16 protein-coding genes and 1 pseudogene are annotated in these 18,647 nt (G+C 39.4%); 8 read left to right on the top strand and 9 right to left on the bottom strand.

Annotated features, from left to right (window positions below; genetic code table 11):
- Window positions 1–2 precede the first annotated feature (2 nt).
- On the top strand, window positions 3–944 hold the full coding sequence (locus tag L2D08_RS21495; RefSeq protein ID WP_242237131.1) for an NAD-dependent epimerase/dehydratase family protein: 942 nt from the start codon (window positions 3–5) through the stop codon (window positions 942–944).
- A 96-nt stretch (window positions 945–1,040) separates the two neighbouring features.
- Complete coding sequence (locus L2D08_RS21490) at window positions 1,041–1,178, top strand: hypothetical protein (RefSeq protein WP_242237128.1); 138 nt, start codon at window positions 1,041–1,043, stop codon at window positions 1,176–1,178.
- Between the two features lie 563 nt (window positions 1,179–1,741).
- Here the strand turns inward: L2D08_RS21490 and L2D08_RS21485 are convergent.
- Window positions 1,742–1,942, bottom strand: coding sequence for a hypothetical protein (locus L2D08_RS21485; RefSeq protein ID WP_242237125.1), 201 nt, complete (start codon window positions 1,940–1,942; stop codon window positions 1,742–1,744).
- 698 nt (window positions 1,943–2,640) lie between these two features.
- Between L2D08_RS21485 and L2D08_RS21480 the strand changes: the two genes are divergently transcribed.
- Window positions 2,641–3,153, top strand: a complete 513-nt coding sequence (locus tag L2D08_RS21480) for a GNAT family N-acetyltransferase (protein WP_242237123.1) — start codon at window positions 2,641–2,643, stop codon at window positions 3,151–3,153.
- Between the two features lie 251 nt (window positions 3,154–3,404).
- Here L2D08_RS21480 and L2D08_RS21475 read toward each other — a convergent pair whose 3' ends face one another.
- From L2D08_RS21475 to L2D08_RS21455, 5 genes and pseudogenes are all read right to left on the bottom strand, one after another.
- Window positions 3,405–4,838: a carbon starvation CstA family protein gene (locus L2D08_RS21475; protein ID WP_242237121.1), complete on the bottom strand. Its 1,434-nt coding sequence runs from the start codon at window positions 4,836–4,838 to the stop codon at window positions 3,405–3,407.
- Window positions 4,839–5,099: 261 nt separating this feature from the next.
- Complete coding sequence (locus tag L2D08_RS21470) at window positions 5,100–5,561, bottom strand: hypothetical protein (protein WP_242237118.1); 462 nt, start codon at window positions 5,559–5,561, stop codon at window positions 5,100–5,102.
- Between the two features lie 72 nt (window positions 5,562–5,633).
- Entirely contained in the window at window positions 5,634–6,194 is a 561-nt protein-coding gene (locus L2D08_RS21465; protein ID WP_242237115.1) for a GNAT family N-acetyltransferase, read from the bottom strand.
- 274 nt (window positions 6,195–6,468) lie between these two features.
- A pseudogene (locus L2D08_RS21460) lies at window positions 6,469–7,479 on the bottom strand (alanine/glycine:cation symporter family protein).
- A 94-nt stretch (window positions 7,480–7,573) separates the two neighbouring features.
- On the bottom strand, window positions 7,574–8,569 hold the full coding sequence (locus tag L2D08_RS21455) for a sodium:calcium antiporter (protein WP_242237113.1): 996 nt from the start codon (window positions 8,567–8,569) through the stop codon (window positions 7,574–7,576).
- A gap of 626 nt (window positions 8,570–9,195) precedes the next feature.
- Here L2D08_RS21455 and L2D08_RS21450 point away from each other — a divergent pair.
- Complete coding sequence (locus L2D08_RS21450) at window positions 9,196–10,224, top strand: glycoside hydrolase family 88/105 protein (RefSeq protein WP_242237110.1); 1,029 nt, start codon at window positions 9,196–9,198, stop codon at window positions 10,222–10,224.
- A 252-nt stretch (window positions 10,225–10,476) separates the two neighbouring features.
- Here L2D08_RS21450 and L2D08_RS21445 read toward each other — a convergent pair whose 3' ends face one another.
- A complete protein-coding gene (locus L2D08_RS21445; RefSeq protein WP_242237108.1) occupies window positions 10,477–10,671 on the bottom strand; it encodes an alpha/beta-type small acid-soluble spore protein in 195 nt (64 codons plus the stop codon).
- Between the two features lie 204 nt (window positions 10,672–10,875).
- On the opposite strand from L2D08_RS21445, the gene L2D08_RS21440 reads away from it, so the two are divergent.
- The 3 genes from L2D08_RS21440 (at window position 10,876) to L2D08_RS21430 (ending at window position 14,137) form a co-directional block, all read left to right on the top strand.
- Window positions 10,876–11,307 carry a barstar family protein gene (locus L2D08_RS21440; RefSeq protein ID WP_242237107.1) on the top strand — a complete coding sequence of 144 codons (432 nt, stop codon included), beginning with the start codon at window positions 10,876–10,878 and terminating at the stop codon, window positions 11,305–11,307.
- Window positions 11,308–11,691: 384 nt separating this feature from the next.
- A complete protein-coding gene (locus tag L2D08_RS21435; RefSeq protein WP_242237105.1) occupies window positions 11,692–12,003 on the top strand; it encodes a hypothetical protein in 312 nt (103 codons plus the stop codon).
- Window positions 12,004–12,709: 706 nt separating this feature from the next.
- The gene (locus L2D08_RS21430; protein WP_242237103.1) at window positions 12,710–14,137 is read left to right on the top strand and encodes an N-acetylmuramoyl-L-alanine amidase; all 1,428 of its coding nucleotides are present in this window, start codon (window positions 12,710–12,712) and stop codon (window positions 14,135–14,137) included.
- Between the two features lie 512 nt (window positions 14,138–14,649).
- Here the strand turns inward: L2D08_RS21430 and L2D08_RS21425 are convergent.
- Window positions 14,650–15,027 (bottom strand): hypothetical protein, encoded by a 378-nt coding sequence (locus L2D08_RS21425; protein WP_242237101.1) that lies wholly within the window; start codon window positions 15,025–15,027, stop codon window positions 14,650–14,652.
- Between the two features lie 1,151 nt (window positions 15,028–16,178).
- Here L2D08_RS21425 and L2D08_RS21420 point away from each other — a divergent pair.
- Complete coding sequence (locus tag L2D08_RS21420; RefSeq protein WP_304653944.1) at window positions 16,179–16,784, top strand: RsfA family transcriptional regulator; 606 nt, start codon at window positions 16,179–16,181, stop codon at window positions 16,782–16,784.
- A 384-nt stretch (window positions 16,785–17,168) separates the two neighbouring features.
- Here the strand turns inward: L2D08_RS21420 and L2D08_RS21415 are convergent, their stop codons facing one another.
- Entirely contained in the window at window positions 17,169–18,488 is a 1,320-nt protein-coding gene (locus L2D08_RS21415) for an ATP-binding protein (RefSeq protein WP_242237099.1), read from the bottom strand.
- Window positions 18,489–18,647 lie beyond the last annotated feature (159 nt).

The following is an 18,647-nucleotide window of genomic DNA, read 5'->3' as shown; positions in this document are numbered from 1 at the left end:
ACATGAAAGTACTCGTTACTGGTGCAGCTGGTTTCATAGGCTCTCACCTATGTGAACGGCTGTTGGCTGAAGGACACGACGTGGTGGGTGTTGATATGTTCCTGTTCAAAGAATGGGAACGCTTTAAGCAATATAACGTAAAAGAACTTTTACAGCATCCTAACTTCAAGTTAGTCAACGGCAATCTCCTCGAGCTTGATTTAAAAAAACTCCTTGAGGGGATCGAAGTCATCTTCCACCAGGCAGCGATCGCAGGCGTCAGGAATAGCTGGGGAACTAACTTTCGGCAATACGTGGAACTGAATATCCTAATGACTCAGAGGCTCTTGGAAGCATGCAAGGAGCTGCCTCTCAAGAAATTCGTGTACGCCTCGACTTCTTCTATTTACGGTATAACGGACGGCAGAACCTCTGAAGACAAACCTGCAATGCCAATTTCTCCATATGGTACAAGTAAATTGGCCGGTGAGCATTTACTTCGTATGTATCACTTGAGTTTTGGGCTGCCGGCAACTTCTTTAAGATACTTTACCGTATATGGTCCAAGGCAGCGTCCTGACATGGCCTTTCACAAATTCCTGAAAGCCGTTCTAAGAGACGAATCTATCCCCCTCTTTGGCGACGGCCAGCAAACCCGGGATTTCACGTATGTGAGTGATGCCGTTGAAGCAAATATTCTGGCAATGAACCACCCGGAGCATGGAAATGTGTTCAATATCGGCGGCGCGGCAAGATCTTCCGTGAATCAAGTCCTTACTGTGATCGAAGCTGTCACAGGAAAGAAAATAAAAATCGATTACCAGTCCAGGCAGCCTGGTGATCCGCTCCATACATGGGCTGATATATCCCGGGCGCGTGAAAAGCTGGGATATAACCCGAAAATCACCTTGCATGAGGGCATCCAAAATGAATGGGATTATATCAAGAAAATGTATCAACCCTAAACAATATTAAAAGATTGTGGAGTGAAACCGGATCATATGTTTACAAACACAGCACCGTATAAGGCTGCTGGTTGATCGACATCTGGAGGAATACAGGTGTTAGAAAAAGTAGCTGGTCTGATGCCCTGCAAACCAGATCATAGGGTTAGAAATGTTTTAAGCCCTATTTTGCACGTTCTTACCAGAGAAAAAGCAAAGCTCTACAACAGAAAAATGGCTTTTATACTTATTTGATTTTAATCATTAAGCTGTCATGTATAGCCTTATAATATATTATTAATGACAGTTAAGTTCATGTTATATGGAAAGAATAGAGGATATAAAATTAATCCCTATATCCATGGGTTTACATGTAAACAACCGGCAGCAAAAACTAACAAAACAATTGGATTTGTTATAACCGCCATATAAATCTGGACTCGAGATAATTAATTCTATTCAATATTAAAAATATAGAAAAAAGGAGTCGATTTGAAGAGATAGATCAACTCCTTTTTTTTAAAGTCACACTTTTGGCTGGTTGTATTCCTGCTTCAATTTCTTTCTTACTGATATACATCTTCAAGAATCTTCGTAGAAATGTCCTGCATACTCTTTCCTGCCTGTTCTCCTTTGTTCCGCAGCCAGTCATTAGGATCGACGGACAGAAACAGACAGCAATTCCTCCTCCTATTCAATGCGAAGTGCCTCATATTCTGGAACATCCCGCACATGGCCTGTTTAGTTGAACGTTTAATGAAGAAGGCTAACTCAACCGAAACACCATTCAATCAGGCGTCTCTCATATGAATGATCCATCAATTCTTTAGCCGTTCCATATATAGGCTGGCCATTGGAACCTGCCGATAAAGCAGATCCATCACTTGTAGGTGAGGGAATACAGCCGGCAGATCCAGCTTCGTGCTGCGCTTGCCCATTTCAATGGAATAGTCCGTTGTTAACTTGCGTGTATAGATGCCTTCCAATATAGCTGAAGGTATCAGCAGTTCCCAGCACAATAAAGTACCGCTCTCCTAAACCTTTGCGCATAAGTTTTGCTTCCGGAAGAAAAGGGGGAAGAAAAGTACTGATACACGGCTTCTTTGGTTTTTTATTGTAGTGTAGTATTGCCGCTGGGAAAGCCGGGCTTCCCAAATCTTCCTTTCGTGCAGCTCACTGGATTCTGTCAGGTCGTGATAATATATGCATCTACATTTCTTATGACACTTCGAGGTTTTTCCTCGAAGCTTTTTTGCTGTTCTGATAAGTTCTGAATGCAAAGTATGTTGCGGAGAATGTGGAAATAATTGTTATAATATTTTTTGTCGGGGGGACTATGTCTTTGGCTGTAATTGAGAAAAGAAGAGAAAACACATGACGGGCGAGTGCTCTTTTTTTAGAACAGGCTCGATGCCAATTCTAAAAAAGATGGAGCAAGGCAAAGCGAGTGGCACAATTCAATCTTATGGACTAAAGATAGAAGGAAGAGCCTGCTATGCTGACTCTATACATTCTTCGGAATAGATTTTTCCAAAGCTATTTTCAAAAAATCAATATATACTAGAATCTCTTCTGGTAAAAACACATTGTTCACCAACCCTACTTGAATCAGGTTGCTTCCTTCCAGAGGAATAGAAATAATTTCAATTTTACGTTATGTACAGAGAGATCTAAAATAAATATAGAAAATCAAATTTAGTGCGAGAGGAAGAAAGAAATGATAAGGGAAGCAACGGAAAAAGATTTAAGGGATATTTTAGAGGTATATAATGATGCAATTCTTCATACCACGGCTGTATATACTTATAAACCTCAGACTCTTGAAAGCAGACAAATTTGGTACAAGCAAAAGGTAGAGGAAGGTTATCCAGTATTAGTATGCGAACAAGATGGCAAAGCAGTTGGATTTGCTACATTTGGTCCTTTTAGAGCTTGGCCAGCCTATAAATACACAATAGAACATTCTGTCTATGTTCATAAGGATTATAGGAGTCAGGGCATTGCAAAAAAATTAATGCAAGAATTAATAAAAATGGCTAATGAAAGAGAATATGCAACACTTGTTGCTGGAATTGATGCAACAAATGAAGGCAGTATAAAAATGCATGAGAGAATGGGATTTGAATTTTCTGGTGTAATTAAAAAAGCTGGATTTAAATTTGATAAATGGCTGGATCTTGCTTTTTATCAATTGGATTTAAAAGGACCTACAGTGCCCTCAGAAGAATAGGTTAAAGCTTTTTTTGTGAAGAATTCATGTTTTGACTACATGTAGTCAATGAATAGGTGGTCATAACTTAAAAGTTTCGACCTGCCGCCGAATAGTAATTGAGTCAGTAAGAAAGAGAATCATGATTACAAACGGGGACTGACTCCCATTTTTGAGACAGGGATCAAAAATGGGGGTCAGTTCCCATTCATTAAAGGCTGTTAATAAAAAATAACAAAAAAGCACTCTGCATCTGCAGAATGCTTTCCCGTTTATGAAGCTGAAATGTGCAAATCTGATTCCATTCGTTTATATCGCAAAATCTGTCTTACGTACAAAGCAATTACAACCGCAGCAAGCGTAAAACCGATAGCCATTGAAACCCCATATGCCAAACCAAATCCTTCTGGCGCGTAAAAAATATACGTGCAGACAACCCCGGTCATAAACACAGCGGGTACTCCGGCAATCCAGTGGTTTTTCCCTTCTTTCAGCAAATATGAAACCGCCGTCCAAAGCATCACGGCCGCCACAACTTGGTTGCTCCAACCGACATACCGCCATAAGAACGAATAGTCAATTGTTGACAGGTAAAAAGTAGGCACGCTAACCACTATTGTCATAATTAGCACCATTCCCTTCCGGTCCATATTGACAAAACCAGAAAGCCAGTCAGATAAAATCATCCGGGAGGAACGAAGTGCCGTGTCGCCTGTTGTAATTGGCAGAATAATAACCCCAAGAATCGCTAGAATGCCGCCAAATGTGCCAAGCAATGAAACAGAAATTTCATTTACAACCCCGGCGGGACCACCGGCCGCTAATGCTTCTTGCAGGCCCGCTGTACCGCCAAAGAATGTCATGCCGGCCGCCGCCCAAATTAGGGCAATCACACCTTCTCCAATCATTGCTCCGTAAAACACTTTGCGCCCTTCCGATTCCTTTTTCAATGTCCGTGAAACAATTGGACTTTGTGTAGAATGGAATCCAGAAATGGCACCGCATGAGATGGTCACCATAATCAGCGGCCACACAGGAAGCTCCGCTGGATGAAGGTTTGCAAGAGTGAGTTCAGGAATGGGTTTGCCGCCAAATAAAAGCGCTACACCAATCGCCACAGCCATGACAACTAAAATAATACCAAAAACCGGATAAATCTTTCCGATGATTTGATTAACCGGCAGCACAGCTGCTAATAAAAAGTACGTAAAAACAAGAATAAGAGCGGTCATAAAACTAAGCGGCGTTAATTGTGTCAGCAGCTGTGCCGGTCCTGCTGTAAAAGCAGCCGCTACTAAAATCATTAAAATAAGAGAGATGACGTTGACCGCTGATTTTACAGCATTGCCTAAATACTTTGCTACTAAAGCCGGAAATTGGGCACCACCATGGCGTAATGACAGCATACCTGAAAAGTAATCATGCACCGCCCCTGCAAAAATACAGCCGGCTACGATCCAGATAAAAGCGACCGGGCCATATAATGCACCTGATACTGCACCGAAAATGGGTCCGAGTCCGGCGATATTTAACAGCTGAATAAACCAGCCTTTCCACCATGCCATTGGAACATAATCAAGGCCGTCCGTTTTTTCAAAAGCCGGCGTTTGCTGTGCATCATTAATTACAAACACACGCTCAACGAATTTTGCATAAAAAAGATACCCGCATAAAAGTAGAACAATAGATGATAAAAATGTAATCATTGATGAAACCTCCTGATGTAAACAAGAACTATTTCATTATTCTATATTCTGAAAAATTAAAATACAACCCTTCTTTAGAATAATCTGTTTATTTTCTCCGCTTTTTTTATTTAGAAAATTATTTTTGCATTCTATTTTACAATAGCAATCACAAAGCCTGTTTCAGCAAGCGATTAAAGCAGGTTTTATGATCAATGATTTTCCGCTGGCAAATGCCCTTGGCGGTACATTTAATCGGGCATCTTTCATATGAATGACCTATTATTGGTCCTTTAGCCGCTCCATATATAGATTAGCTGCAGGAACCTGCTGATAAAGCAGGTCTATCACTTGATAAGTAAGGGAATTGACCGCCGGCAGATTGAACACCGCATACCCGGGCCTCGTGTTGCGCTTGCCCATTTCAATGGAATAGTCAGGTGTCAATCTATTTGTATATATCCCTTCCATGTAACTGAAGGTGTCCCCGGTTCCGAGCACAATAAAGTACCGGTCTCCTAAACCCTTGCGCATAAGTTTTGCTTCCGGAAGAGAAGGGGGAAGAAAAGCACTGATACGCGGCTTCTTTGGTTTTTTATTGTAGTATTGCCGCTGGGAGAGCCGGACTTCCCAAATTTTCTTTTTGTGCAGTTCACTGAATTCTTTTATATTATTTTCATTAATAAGGGGGATAAGACTTTCTTTTACAGGACCTTTTGATGCTGGAAGATCCCTTCCTCGCACTAAACGCCCTTTTTTATTTATAAGCTTATTAAACTCCCTTAGTTAAAACGATTTAGCCGGGAGAAGCAACCCTTAATCTTCGTCCTTTCCAAAGCCGCGAAACGACAGCCGGTGAAAGGTATTGATAAACAGAAACAATTCTTCTCCCGTTACCTTCCTCGAATCAGCAGTGAGGGGAAGGTACATAGCTTGGTAGGTTTCCGGCACCCAGATGTAGTGGTGGACATACGCTGTGAGAAGAAAGCCGCATGACTGCCAAAAGTGGATACGTCTTCTGTTATCTAGTGTTTTCTCTGACTCAGCCTCAATAATTAACTTCTGATACCCCTCATGATCCGCTTTGTGCCGCAGGTAATCAACAAAGTGTTTGCCAAGTCCATGGCCTCGCTTTTTTTCAGATACAGCCAAATAGTCGATGATCATCACCCGATCAGATATGAGCTTCCCTGTGAGAGCCATAACAACCGCTCCCGACTCGTTGTACGCCACATGGAGCTCGGCAATTCCTTGTGCAAACATATTTTTGACGATCTTAACCGGCTTGGCCCCCTTATCTCCAAATGCCTCCATATAAAGGGGGCTCGCGTCCTGCCAAAGTTCATCATCCCAAGTGTCAACAGTTTTAATCTTCATATAGATTTCTCCTACCTAATTTATTGTTTCTATTATACCCATGCAGTACCGTGTATCATCTATATCATAGACAATTAAATTAAACTAATCATAGTTGATGGAAAAAGGGGATAAATATAATCATCCAAAGCTTCAGATAGCAAATACACATTTTACAATGATAAAGAGTAAAAAGGAGCCAGAATAAAATAATTCTGGCTCCTTCAGTTGAATGCAACAGTAATTTATTCGTACGTTGTATTTAGTTTAGTAAAGCAGATTAGCAAGTACTCGGTTATTTACGTATTGACAACCGTCTTTTATAGAAGAAAATTCCTAAAATGCATACAACAACACCTGTAATGGCAGGCTTTATAACCGACATACCTGCACCACCGCTGAAAATGATACTCCACATAATTTTCAGCACTGCAGATCCAATCACAATCCCCATTACAGCCCAAAAACCTTGTCGGACCGGATGATCGGTCGTGGCAGCTGCATGAGCAATCGATACTGTTCCAAGTCCTGCTTCATTTGAATACAAGCCGCAGGCGAATCCCCAGCGGACGGTTTCTGCTACGGCTGCACCGGCAAAGCCGCCAACTGCTGACATGGGCTGAAATGCATAAGAGAAAATAAGATCAATGACTTCTGGCAGCTTGCCGATATTCATTGCTACAATGGTCAGCCCTGCTCCTACATAAAGAAGCGCCATAAACGGCACAATAATTTCCGTTACTTTTGCAATACGTTTTAAGCCGCCAAAGATAACAAGTCCAACAAGAACAGCTGTAATAAGTCCTGACAGCAGCTCATTTCCATTAAACGTTTCTTTTACAGCAGAAGATACAGCATTTCCTTGGACCATAATACTTGGAATCAGCTCGATCATTAAAGCAAAGGCGAACCAGGCTCCCAGCCACTTTAACTTTAGCCCTTTTGTCATATAATAGACAGGGCCGCCCACATATTCGCCTGCCTCATTTTTCTCTCTATAATGAACGGCTAATACACTTTCTGAAAATTTAATGGACATGCCAATGACCGCAATCACCCACATCCAAAATACGGCACCGGGGGCAGAAGACAAAGCAGAGGTTAATGCCTGCAGTGGTGTAATATTTCCTTTTGGTTCCTTAAATATACTGCCAAAGGTTTGCTTGATCATATAAAGCGGTTATCGAAACTGGAAGAACCCTAATTGAACGGTTAAATAAACACCTGTTATGGCAAGCAATGTAATGAGGGGGATGCCCCACAGCCAGCCGGAAAATGCACTGACTCCTTCCACAAATTTTTTCATACAAATGCACCACATAAACATAGTTTTTTACATATTCTCTAATGAAGCATGTAATAAACAACCATTAAGGTGAAGGGAGCGGAAGCGCCTGCCTTTATCCCTGGAAAATTCTATAGGAAGAATATAAATAACAGATGATAATCATCAATGAAGGGATAAGGTATTTTACAGAAGAAACTTCTTTTTTCTGCTTAAGTGCCATCAGTAAAACAAGAGACAAAACCGATACAGACAGTGCGGAAACCTGGTGGATAGGGGAGACGTGTGAAAGGATAGGTCCCTTCCGATAAAAAGCATCAGAACCTGTTAGAATTAACATATTAAAAATATTGCTGCCGAGTATTGAGCCAAGGGCCAAATTGACATTTCCTAACCGGAGGGCTACAAGTACAGCGATCGCTTCCGGTATAGAAGTTGTAGCCGCTAAGAAAAAGCTGCCTACAAAACTTGATCCAATTCCAGTAACTCTTGCAATTTCATCGCCTACAAAAGAAAGTGTGGTTCCTGCCCCGGTGATCAGCAAGGCCATAATCAAAAAACCGGCTATCGTTTTTCTTAGTGAAAAAGAGGCGTGACCAGACAATATAGATGGTTCATTTGCGGATATAGCCTGTTCAGGTCCGGATGTGTAGGCTATTTTGTTGAGGAGAGACATACCTAGGATACAAATCAGTGCAATACATAAGGAATCTACTCCAACCCCGTAAATCGTATAGCCTGGCTGCCATACCAGGGCGAGAAGCGCCATTACCGAAAGAAAAAATCCAAGTCCCGCTGTGAATATATGCTCGCTGCTTACAGATTGGTATAAGCGTAATTTTCGGTACCATAGATCAAAGCTCGCAATAATAAAAAGATTGAACATGTTTGACCCGAGCATATTTCCCACTGCAATATCCGGATTTTTGAGAAGAACAGCGGAAACGCTTGTAGTTACTTCTGGAAGGGAAGTAGCGCTTGCTAGCAGAACTGTTCCAACAAGCAGCCCGCCAAGTGATGTTTTCTCACTTAATTCATCCGCGTAATTCGATAGCGCGATCGCTGCTAGTATCGTTGCAGCCCCAGCTGTTCCGAATAAAATAAAAAGCATGAAACCCCTCCTTCGTACTCATATAGTAAACAGAATTTGATAAGTTATTAGTACTTGTCCCACCATTATATAAGGGAGTCCCTCTGTTTATTCACTCTCTGTAAACGCGTTTAATCTATAGTGATCTATTTTAGGATCGCTTATTTTTAGTATTTATTTCCTCGTCGTAAGTCAACGAAAGCTCGCAGCTGTTCTTTTTTGTTATATTTTCTTAGGTGTGTCTATATAGATTTTTAAATTAAGTTCTTTTGCTTCTTTATTAAGCGATTTAATCAAACTAATTGTCATTAACACCGTTACTATAGAAAATGTGAAGTACAGGAAGCGAATTCACACTGAACTGTATTCATTCACAGCAAAATAATTTTCTCTAAGTGTAAACCTAAGAAAACCGAGGCCTGTATAATGTCTCGGTTTTTTACGTTATTGATCTCATGCAGCACTTGCGAATGTTGAAAAATGTGCATTTAACAGTGTTCTTTGTTCAATTTATCTATATAGAAAAAAATCTTATATAAAGAAAAAAAGATATATTTTACAATGATGGCATATGAAAGGAGGGGGCCGGGTGAAATTTATGGGTCATACATCGAATTATTTATTTTTATCATTTAGGAGAGTGGAAGATGTCTAAGCTTATTTTTGATGAAAATGAAGTAAGAGATAAAATAGATAAAGTTGTTGAAAGGACCATGAAGATGGATTACGGGTGGGACTGGCCCGCCGGGGTAGCCTTTTTCGGTATTGCTGAAGCATTTGAAGCCACCAGAGAGGAGCAATACTTACACTTTCTTAAGAATTGGATAGATAAGGAACTGGAAGACGGTCTGCCTTTATTGTCTGTAAATGCTTGTGCCATTGGTCACACGCTTCTCACTTTGTATAAGGCTTCAGAAGAAGAAAACTATCTGAACTATGCCATTCAAATGGCAGATTTTTTATTAAATGATGCAGACAGGTTTGCAGACGGTATTTTACAGCATACCGTTAACGGAGGAAAGGATGTATTTCCCGAGCAAGCATGGGCAGATACTATGTTTATGGCAGGATATTTTCTTTTACGAATTGGCCATATGTTAGATCGAAATGATTATTTTGAATTTGGCTTGAAACAATATCACGGACACGAACAATTTCTACAGGATGAATTAACAAATTTATATTATCACGGATGGGATCATGTTGCTCAAAATCATATGTCCGGTATTTTTTGGGCCAGAGGAAACAGCTGGGCAGCCTACACGATGGCAAGAGCATTGGAGTTAATCAAAGTACAACATCCATCTTATATGATTATTGCTGATTCTCTTCGTGATCAGTTGAGCGCTTTAGTCCGTTTGCAATCTACAACTGGACTGTGGCATACGATTTTAACGGATGCCGATTCCTATCAAGAGACATCGGGATCTGCTGGAATTGCTGCTGCCTTGTTGTCTAGAGGGAAGTTGTATAATGAATATATCCAGAGGTCGATTGAAGGAATTCTTAGCCAGATCAAAGAAGATGGATCCGTAGCAAGTGTCTCCGCAGGGACGGCTGTAATGGATAATGCAGAAGGATACAAACAGGTTCCGTATAAGAGAGTTCAGGGCTGGGGACAGGGACTAACATTAGCCTTTTTATCAGCACTGTTAAAACAAAAGACAAAGAATTAACACTGGTAAACAACAAACGGAATGAAACTTAATGATAAAAAAGCTAATTAAACAAATGTTAAAATCTTTTCTTAAAATAATCTAAATTTACATTTTTAATCAACAGTACGGCCAAATTGGATATTTTCAAATTTTGCATACAAAAACTAGACGTTCATTCACACCAATCTCTAACAGAGCCTTAAATAAAAAAAGACACCCTTCAGAACGAAGGAGTGTCTTTTTTTGTTGCTTTTTAGTTTTATATGTTTTCTAACGACGAGACAATTGCTGTTTCGCCATTTGTACAAGGCGCTTCGTGATTTCACCGCCGACAGAACCGTTTTCGCGCGCTGTTGTATCCGCACCTAGCTGAACACCAAATTCCGAAGCGATTTCGTACTTCATCTGGTCATTAGCCTGCTGGACACCTGGAGCCAATAGGCGGTTGCGGTCTCTGCTTGACATGATCAGTCACTCCCTTATGGGTTTTTGATTTGTCTTGCCTTAACAGTATAGGTCGTTTCCGTTCCCTTCTCACTGGCAATATAGTCAAAAAGCATTTTTTGGGGAAAAGGCTCTATTGACCGGTGCTGTTGATTAAGAAACAATTCATTTAAATAAAATCAAATTTTGGGTGGTGAGTATGAGAGGGAATTATGGAAGAACCTTATGTTAAATGGCTCTGTAAAGCTCTTCATGAGTAATAAAATTTTAAATAAGTATATAGGCGATGTATCCCGTCAAGGGTTTGAAATATATACTTTTGATTATTCCAAGTGGAAGTTAAAAAACCACCATCATGATTTGGCAGCTGTTCTTGATTTGCCATGTTATTACGGAGAAAATTTAGACGCTTTTAAAGAGTGCTTATCAGACATGGTTGAGGAAGAAACGGAGTTCGTTTTGGTATTTAAAAACTATGAGCTGTTTGCAAAACAAAACTTCGAAGTGGCATTTAAATTATTAAACATTATCCAAATAAACTCCTGGAGATTTTTAATCGAGGATGTGAAACTGTTATCCTTTGTTCAAACAAACGACGCTACTATGAGTTTTCCAAACCTGGATGTAATGTCTGCTGAATGGAACGGTGAAGAGTAGCTAGACAAAGATAGAGGGTTGTAACTAGTTTTTTAAAAGGTTTTAATTTACTTAATCAATCGTACATACATAAGTCAGTTTAAGAAAGAACGCCTTTCTGCCTCTATAAAAGGATGATACTAGGAAAACGGTTACATTAATTGTTGAAAAGGATTTAAAGAATTTTTCAGATCGATAGTAAGAATAGGTACAAAGAGATCAGGGGGGGATCTCTTTGTTTTTACTTATTTTACGGAGGCAGCGTTCCTGTTTCCAGGAAGCAAGAACATAAACTAAAAGGACAGGGTGCATTACTTTCTCGAATTATATATAATATTGAAAATAGCCGTCTAAAAACAAGACATTTTTGCATTTCTCAAGTTTATCGTGAAGGAGAGTTGAATTATGGCTAGAGTGTTAAGATCGAAAAAAGATATTGAACAATTCTTAATGGATTTTCCTCAAATTGCTTTTTACGATGATCAAGGAAACAAGCATTACTTTATTTTTGAAGATAAGCAGCGAAATGGGCAGTGGACGCTGATGTTTAATGAATACACAAAGGCGTGGACCATTCATGGAAAAGGTGAAACCTATTGCGATCCAGATGAACAGCTGCTGGAACCAGCAGAAATGGTTAAGTTTATCTGGAAGAACCGCAGTTCTGTTAATAAAGTTTTGCGTCAAAAAACGGAATTTAGCAGTGAAAAAGCGTAATACATACAATGGCATGCTCCACTGCTTTCCTTAACATGGCTATGATCTTTCTGCTAACACTATCAGAAAAGAATAGAATCGTGGATCTTGAAAATGAAGCGAAAGACGGCGTGTATGTTGCCCCCAGTAAAATTATCGAGAAGCCAGGACTTGAGGACAAAAAAGCTAATTGAGCAAATGAAAAAAGGTAATAATAAATAGCGTACAAAAGGTGAAACAGGATCCGAGAGAGGGTTCTGTTTTTTTGTTTTTAAATTAACAATTCATTGCTATCCCTGGGTTTCCGATCAGAAAATAGCATTTGCCAGCTAGGTGAAGTTTGATAGTCTAGAACCTCTTACACTTAAATCCCGTAATTATGTTAACCCATTTAACAAGCTATACTTTCATGGAACACATAGGCTATAGGCTTTGTAATCAAAGTGATCATTCCTAAAAAAACTATCTAATTTAGTGGTAATAATCCAGTTTAAACGGCCTCGAGCAAACCTTTTAAAGGGGGAATTAAGATACTCTTAGAGATATTTTAAGCATTAAACAAAAAACAATTTTTTATTTCGTTTTCATAACGAAAATCAAATTACTGTTACATATGGGCAAAAACTATCTTAAAAAGTTTCATATAAACAAAATTAGTAAAAGGAAATAATATGTAAGAGATCCATGCAAGATATTTGGATAAAACGATAAGGGGAGAGGTCTAAACGTGAAGAAAAGCATGATTTTTATTCTAGTTTTTTTATTGACTATTTCCCAATGGAGCACCCACCTGTCTGCTCAGGCAGCTGGTTTTACGGATGTACCAAGCCGAGTAAAAAAGGAAGTGAACTATTTGTCGGGTGGGGGGATTGTAAAAGGGTCATCTAAAACGTCTTTTAACCCCTATCAAGCGATAACAAGGACAGAAGCTGTTACATTAATCGGCCGGGCCCTTCAATTAAACGGCGCACAAAGAAAAACAGTATTCTCTGATGTTGGAACGGGTAACTATGCTTCCGGGTTTATACAATCTAGTGTGGACAAAAAAATTACTACTAACTCTTTATCGGGGGTAAGTGCAGGTCGTTTTTATCCGAATAAGGAAGTTACGCGCGGGGAAATGGCCATTATGATCGCGAATGCATTCGGCTACTCTTATAACGGCACGACTTCCGGAGCTGCAAAAGAGCTAACGGACCGCGGCATTGCCAGTGGAACTGCCAGCGGTACGTTTGGCGGAAATTTAACGATTAAACGTGCTGATTTTGCTGTTTTTTTAGCACGTGCGATTAATCCCGCGTTCCGTACAAAACAATCTGTAAGTTTTTCAAAGGTACTTTGGACAAGTGCTGATAACTTAAATATCCGCACAGGACCTTCGACATCTTTTGCTTCACAAGGAAAGATTGAAAAAAATGTAAAAGTATCAGGTGCGCATTCGGTTGGGGACTGGATATACATTAAAACAGGTAACACAGCGGGGTTTGTCAGTGCTTCTTATTTACGAAGTACTTCTTTAGGAACTGCCTCGCCTGAAAAGCCTTTTGCCAGTCCAGATTCACCCCTTTCCGGCCAGACAATTATTCTTGATCCAGGACATGGCGGGACAGATCCGGGTGCAATTGGCTTTGGACTTAGAGAAAAAGATGTTGTCCTTTCTACAGGACTGAAAATAAACAACTTGCTAAAGAAAACACCTTTTAAGGTGAAAATGACCCGCTCTTCAGACGTCTTTGTCTCTGTGAATGCCCGGCCTGATTTTGCTATAAAAAACAAGGGGAATGTGTTTGTCAGCATTCATGCAAATGCGGCTAGTGCGAATGCGAACGGTACAGAAACATTTTACTATGCAGCTGCTGCAAACCCGTATGTGTCAGACAGCAAATTACTGGCGTTAAAAATTCAAACAAGAATGACAGACGCCTGGAGTTTAAATAACCGCGGAGTAAAGTCAGGAAATTACGGTGTTCTCCGTGAAAACAATATGCCGGCCGCGCTGGCGGAACTCGGTTTTATTACGAATAAAAGTGACAATGACAAATTGAAATCGGATTACTGGCAGACAGCGGCAGCCAAAGCGATCTATCTTGGTATTTTGGATTACTATAAAGCAAAGGGCTACGAGGTAGATTCTCTTTACAGCATCGCTAAATAAGATAAGTTACAACTGGACCCGAGAGCGGGTCCAGTTTTTTGTTTTCAGGTTAACAGTTCACTGCGCTATCCCTGATTTCCAAATTACAATGTCTGTTGTATTCATCTTCAGTATTTTTGTATACATAAAGCTTCACTTGTCGTCATATGTATTAGTATACAAAAAGGCAGAAGGAAAGAAGATCCCATGAGATACCTTGAGCAATTCGAGAAAAATAAAAGGAGAAAAGAGCTTTAACGGTCCTGCCTGCCAGACAGCCTATATGGAAACTTTAGAGACTTGGCCTTTCTATTAGTGAAGCTACGTATCTCCTGATAGAATGCAAAATAAATACCAATCAAAAAGCAGTGAAAGAGCCTGCAGCATACATAAGTAAAGACACTTAATCACATACTAATCCCTTTGCAAGATTTTGATCGTTTTATTAAACAAAAAAGCCTGCAAACATTACCTTTAGAATAAAGGCTTTGTCTACAAGCTGAGAAACCTCAAAGAGGATTTAATATTTGCATTTATTTAATCGTTCTTGTCCAGGTATGCAGCTCGTACTGACTGACCAGTTCATCTGGAAACGTGGTATCAGATTTATCATTTGAAAAAAAGTAAATATAAACAATTTTTCCGGATTCCAGATTTTCTTGTTGCCAGACGCGACCAATTGTAGCAAAGGTGAAGTTCTTAAATTCTGCTTCATGTCGAATCACTTTCTCAACTTTTTTATCAAGTTTCTCTAAAACAGTAGAAAAGTTCGGCGTTTTACCTGAATCAAATGAAAATCGCTCTTTTTTGAAATGAAAATCTTGGCCATTGAACCGGGTGCTGGCTTGATTTTTAATCTCAAGTGACTTAATAATTCCCTCCATTGTTTCTGTCGGCAGATTGATTTTCACTTTTTAAACGCTCCTTTTCATTAAATAATAAGAGCCCCACCTCTGCTAACAAATAAAACTCCTTTTACTTTTCTATATGAATCTATTTTAGTTTATGCCCGTATTAATTAAAAATATTCCTTATTTGGAAAACATAGTGCAAATTTCGCGTTTTTTAATCCTATCCATACGGCCTGAAAACACAGCACGATGAGATCCAAGACTGTTCCGTAGTCAGTGCAGCCCTTGTATTTAGACTGAAAGGAGGCAAAGCTATTTAGTTCTGTCTCTTTTTCTTACTGTACAATTCTAATTGGAACAATTTAAAATTTTCACTCTTGTGGTTAAAGTATGAAGAGAGTAATATCCGCAAATTATCAAATATAGCTTCAAATCAAAATGAGGAACTAATGGATACCTTGTTTGAAGAAAATGGAATATAAAGTTTAGTTACAAATTCAACATGAATAGAATTTTGTTTTGAAATCTAAAGAAAACAGTCGCTATCCCTTTCATCCTAAGGAATAGCGACTGTTTTTTGGAATGACAAGAGGGGAATAAAAGACATTACTAAAAGTTTTAGGTGTTTAACTGGTTTCATTTTGGGTAATCGGAGGAAGCAGGGAAAATGGAAGACTCTTTGTCGAGTTGAAGTCATTATCTTTTGTCAGTATGAGTTTACTTTTATCTGGCATTATCTAAATAGAAAGCATGGTGATAACTTGAGCCTTTCTTCAGTAAAGCTATTTATCCCCTGGCGGAATGCGAAATAACCGCTAATCAAAAAGCAGTGATACATAAGTGAATATACGGATGCAGCTGCTGTAAATAGAATACCTGTTATTAAACATACAGTCAAAACGAAGTTGAATACAAAGCGATTTACCGTCAAATAGTTGGAAATGGACCAAGAGCTTCTGTGCCCGATCTGCACTTCCTGGTCCAACGCCACCAACTTCTCAAGGCACGCAAGATCCTGTTAGGTTTTATAAACATAACAGCAGATTGTATGGCAGCGATGAACATAAAGTGAATATTGGTCAAAATTCACAAATACTTTGAAGCTAAACAGAATATAAATAGAATAGATAATTTTAAGTATTTTTGTATAAAAGGTGGAAGAAGCGGCTATCTTGATGAAAAGGCTATCCAAATAAAAGGGGAGATAACTGATGAAAGTGCGACAAGATGCCTGGTCAGAAGAAAATGATTTGCTGCTTGCTGAGACGGTGCTACGCCATGTGCGGGAGGGAAGTACCCAACTGAAAGCGTTTGAAGAAGTAGGAGACACATTGAACAGAACAGCCGCGGCATGCGGATTCCGCTGGAATGCTGTGATCCGGCAACAGTACGAAAAAGCATTAGGTCTTGCACGCAAACAAAGAAAACAATATCTTCGTGGCGGCCAAAAGAAGGACAGGACTTCAGGACTTCATGTTATTACTGAAAATAATCCTGCAGACCAAGACACAGTAGAGATTCCAAGCTCTAATACCCTTACGATAAAACAGATTATCGCTTTCCTGCAAAATATAAATACTTCTGGGGAAGACTACGAAAGCCTTCGAAGAGAACTTGAAACGGTAAAACAGGAGAAAACGGCTATAGAAACAAAATACGAAGAGCTTGAAAAAAGAGCACGCACCATGCAGCAGGACTACGAGGATTTAGTAAGGATTATGGATAGGGCCAGAAAAATGGTCGTACTTGGGGATGGGGCAGCTCAAAAGCCTTCCGTGCAATTAGAGAGCAATGAAGATTTAGAAATAGCAGAGTAAAAAGCACAGCAAATCGGCTGTGTTTTTTTTATGTTCAAATCCTGCCAGTGCATAAAGCAGCCTAATGAAATACCCTCATTCTTTTTTAAGGCTATCCTTCTACTTGTAAAGTTTCCTATCAAAAAAACCATTTCATTAATAAAGAGAAGGGGGGCAACTCTGGCCAATAAATGTCCTGAAATAGTCCGCAAAAGCAGTATCATGCATAACGTTATATATACTAAAAAAGAGATATGAGAATGATAAAATGATCAGGCCCAACCCAATATCCTCATGAGTAGTACCCTGTCTCTTTTAATTGTTTATGGTTCTTTGAGCATTTCCTATGTGAGAAAATAAAAAAGAGCAGCTTAAAATAGCAAGCCACTCTTATAAATCCTAATGTTAAACAAGGGGAGAGGACAGCTTATTCGATACTTCCACTGAAGGTTGAACAGTCTGTTCCACTGTTGGGAAAAAGATCGTAAAGCGAGTGCCTTTCCCAACTTCGCTGTCCACTTTAATTCTTCCACCCATGGTTTTCACAATGCTGTAGACTACCATCGTGCCAAGACCGGTTCCAATGTCTTTCGTCGTGAAGAAAGGATTTCCTAAACGGTCAAGCTGCGCTTTATTCATTCCGATCCCTGTGTCTGTTATAGTGACAATGGCATTACTTGCAATATGACAGAGATCAATTCGTAACTTCCCTCCGCCAGGCATCGCTTCAATCCCATTTTTTATTACATTTATAAGGCACTGATGTAGTTTTTTGTCTTCACCGGCAATATAAATATTCGCTGTCAGGTTCATTTCAATTTCCACACTATTCATAGCAGCATAAGAATCAACAAAGTTTCGCATATGGATGATTTCCTGATGCAGATCTAATATCTTTACGTCTTCTAATGAAGGCTTTGCAAAGGTAAGATATTCTGTGATCGTAGCTTCTGCTTTGTCCAGTGCTTCCAATGCCGTTTCAGCATATCTATTTTTCTCCTCATCCGAAAGGCCAGGCTCGCGCAATAGCTGAACAAATCCCTTTGTAACAGTCAACGGGTTTCTAACTTCATGAGAAATACTTGCAGCCAATTCACTGACCGTTCTAAGTTTTTCAAGCTTTAGTACTTCTCTGGAAAGCAACGAACTTTGCCTTGTTCTTTCATTTACAATCACAAACGATACAACTCCTAGTAACTGGGTGAACAAGATCGTAATAAAAACGGTAAGGTATTCCACATCTGTTTTTTCTGAATCAAAGAAAAACATCAGTGCCATTCTGGAACCTGATCCAAATAAAGCGGCTATTGCAGCCAGTTGTACTTTTCGCCGCATATTAACTGCATTTTGGAAGAAAGGAATAATAAAAATGATTGAAATAAGCAACAGAGAATAAATCAATAAAGCCATATGAAAATGAGGGATGTCTAAATAAAAACGATATGTCAGCATCACTACTGTTAGTATAATCGCAACCCTGCGCCCTCCATATAATGCCCCGACGATGAGGGGGATTTGACGAAAATCAGGGGTATAGCCTGCAGAATTGATAATAGGGAAGCTCATGCAAAAAATAATAGATACGGCAGAAACAAGAGTAACTATAATTTTACTTGTCAATGGGGTGGTTTTTCCTTCAATAAACTTGAAATAAAAAGTGAAACAAGAATAAACTATGAAAATATTTAATAATGCGTTTTGAATACCATCTGATAAGCTACTCAATTTATCAGCTCCGTTTTCATGATCGGTTCGTATAATTTTACAATTTTTACATTAGCTGACCGGACTGCATAAAAGGGGAAAACTTTTCTCTTTTTAGAGCTTTTATTTTCCATGAAATCACGTTATGCGAGATAGGTATTTCTTTTTATTGTGCTATAA

The organism is Domibacillus sp. PGB-M46 (assembly GCF_022668875.1).
Taxonomy (GTDB): Bacteria; Bacillota; Bacilli; order Bacillales; family Domibacillaceae; genus Domibacillus.
The sequence above is the reverse complement of the archived record's forward strand: the minus strand, read 5'-3'. Positions and strand labels throughout refer to the sequence as shown.

Bases quoted from the DNA above. Each gene is read 5' to 3' on its own strand.
- L2D08_RS21480 (WP_242237123.1), top strand. From the start codon at position 2,641: ATGATAAGGGAAGCAACGGAAAAAGATTTAAGGGATATTTTAGAGGTA.
- L2D08_RS21440 (WP_242237107.1), top strand. From the start codon at position 10,876: ATGTTAAATGGCTCTGTAAAGCTCTTCATGAGTAATAAAATTTTAAAT.
- L2D08_RS21450 (WP_242237110.1), top strand. From the start codon at position 9,196: ATGTCTAAGCTTATTTTTGATGAAAATGAAGTAAGAGATAAAATAGAT.
- L2D08_RS21455 (WP_242237113.1), bottom strand. From the start codon at position 8,569: ATGCTTTTTATTTTATTCGGAACAGCTGGGGCTGCAACGATACTAGCA.
- L2D08_RS21475 (WP_242237121.1), bottom strand. From the start codon at position 4,838: ATGATTACATTTTTATCATCTATTGTTCTACTTTTATGCGGGTATCTT.
- L2D08_RS21495 (WP_242237131.1), top strand. From the start codon at position 3: ATGAAAGTACTCGTTACTGGTGCAGCTGGTTTCATAGGCTCTCACCTA.
- L2D08_RS21420 (WP_304653944.1), top strand. From the start codon at position 16,179: ATGAAAGTGCGACAAGATGCCTGGTCAGAAGAAAATGATTTGCTGCTT.
- L2D08_RS21465 (WP_242237115.1), bottom strand. From the start codon at position 6,194: ATGAAGATTAAAACTGTTGACACTTGGGATGATGAACTTTGGCAGGAC.
- L2D08_RS21445 (WP_242237108.1), bottom strand. From the start codon at position 10,671: ATGTCAAGCAGAGACCGCAACCGCCTATTGGCTCCAGGTGTCCAGCAG.
- L2D08_RS21435 (WP_242237105.1), top strand. From the start codon at position 11,692: ATGGCTAGAGTGTTAAGATCGAAAAAAGATATTGAACAATTCTTAATG.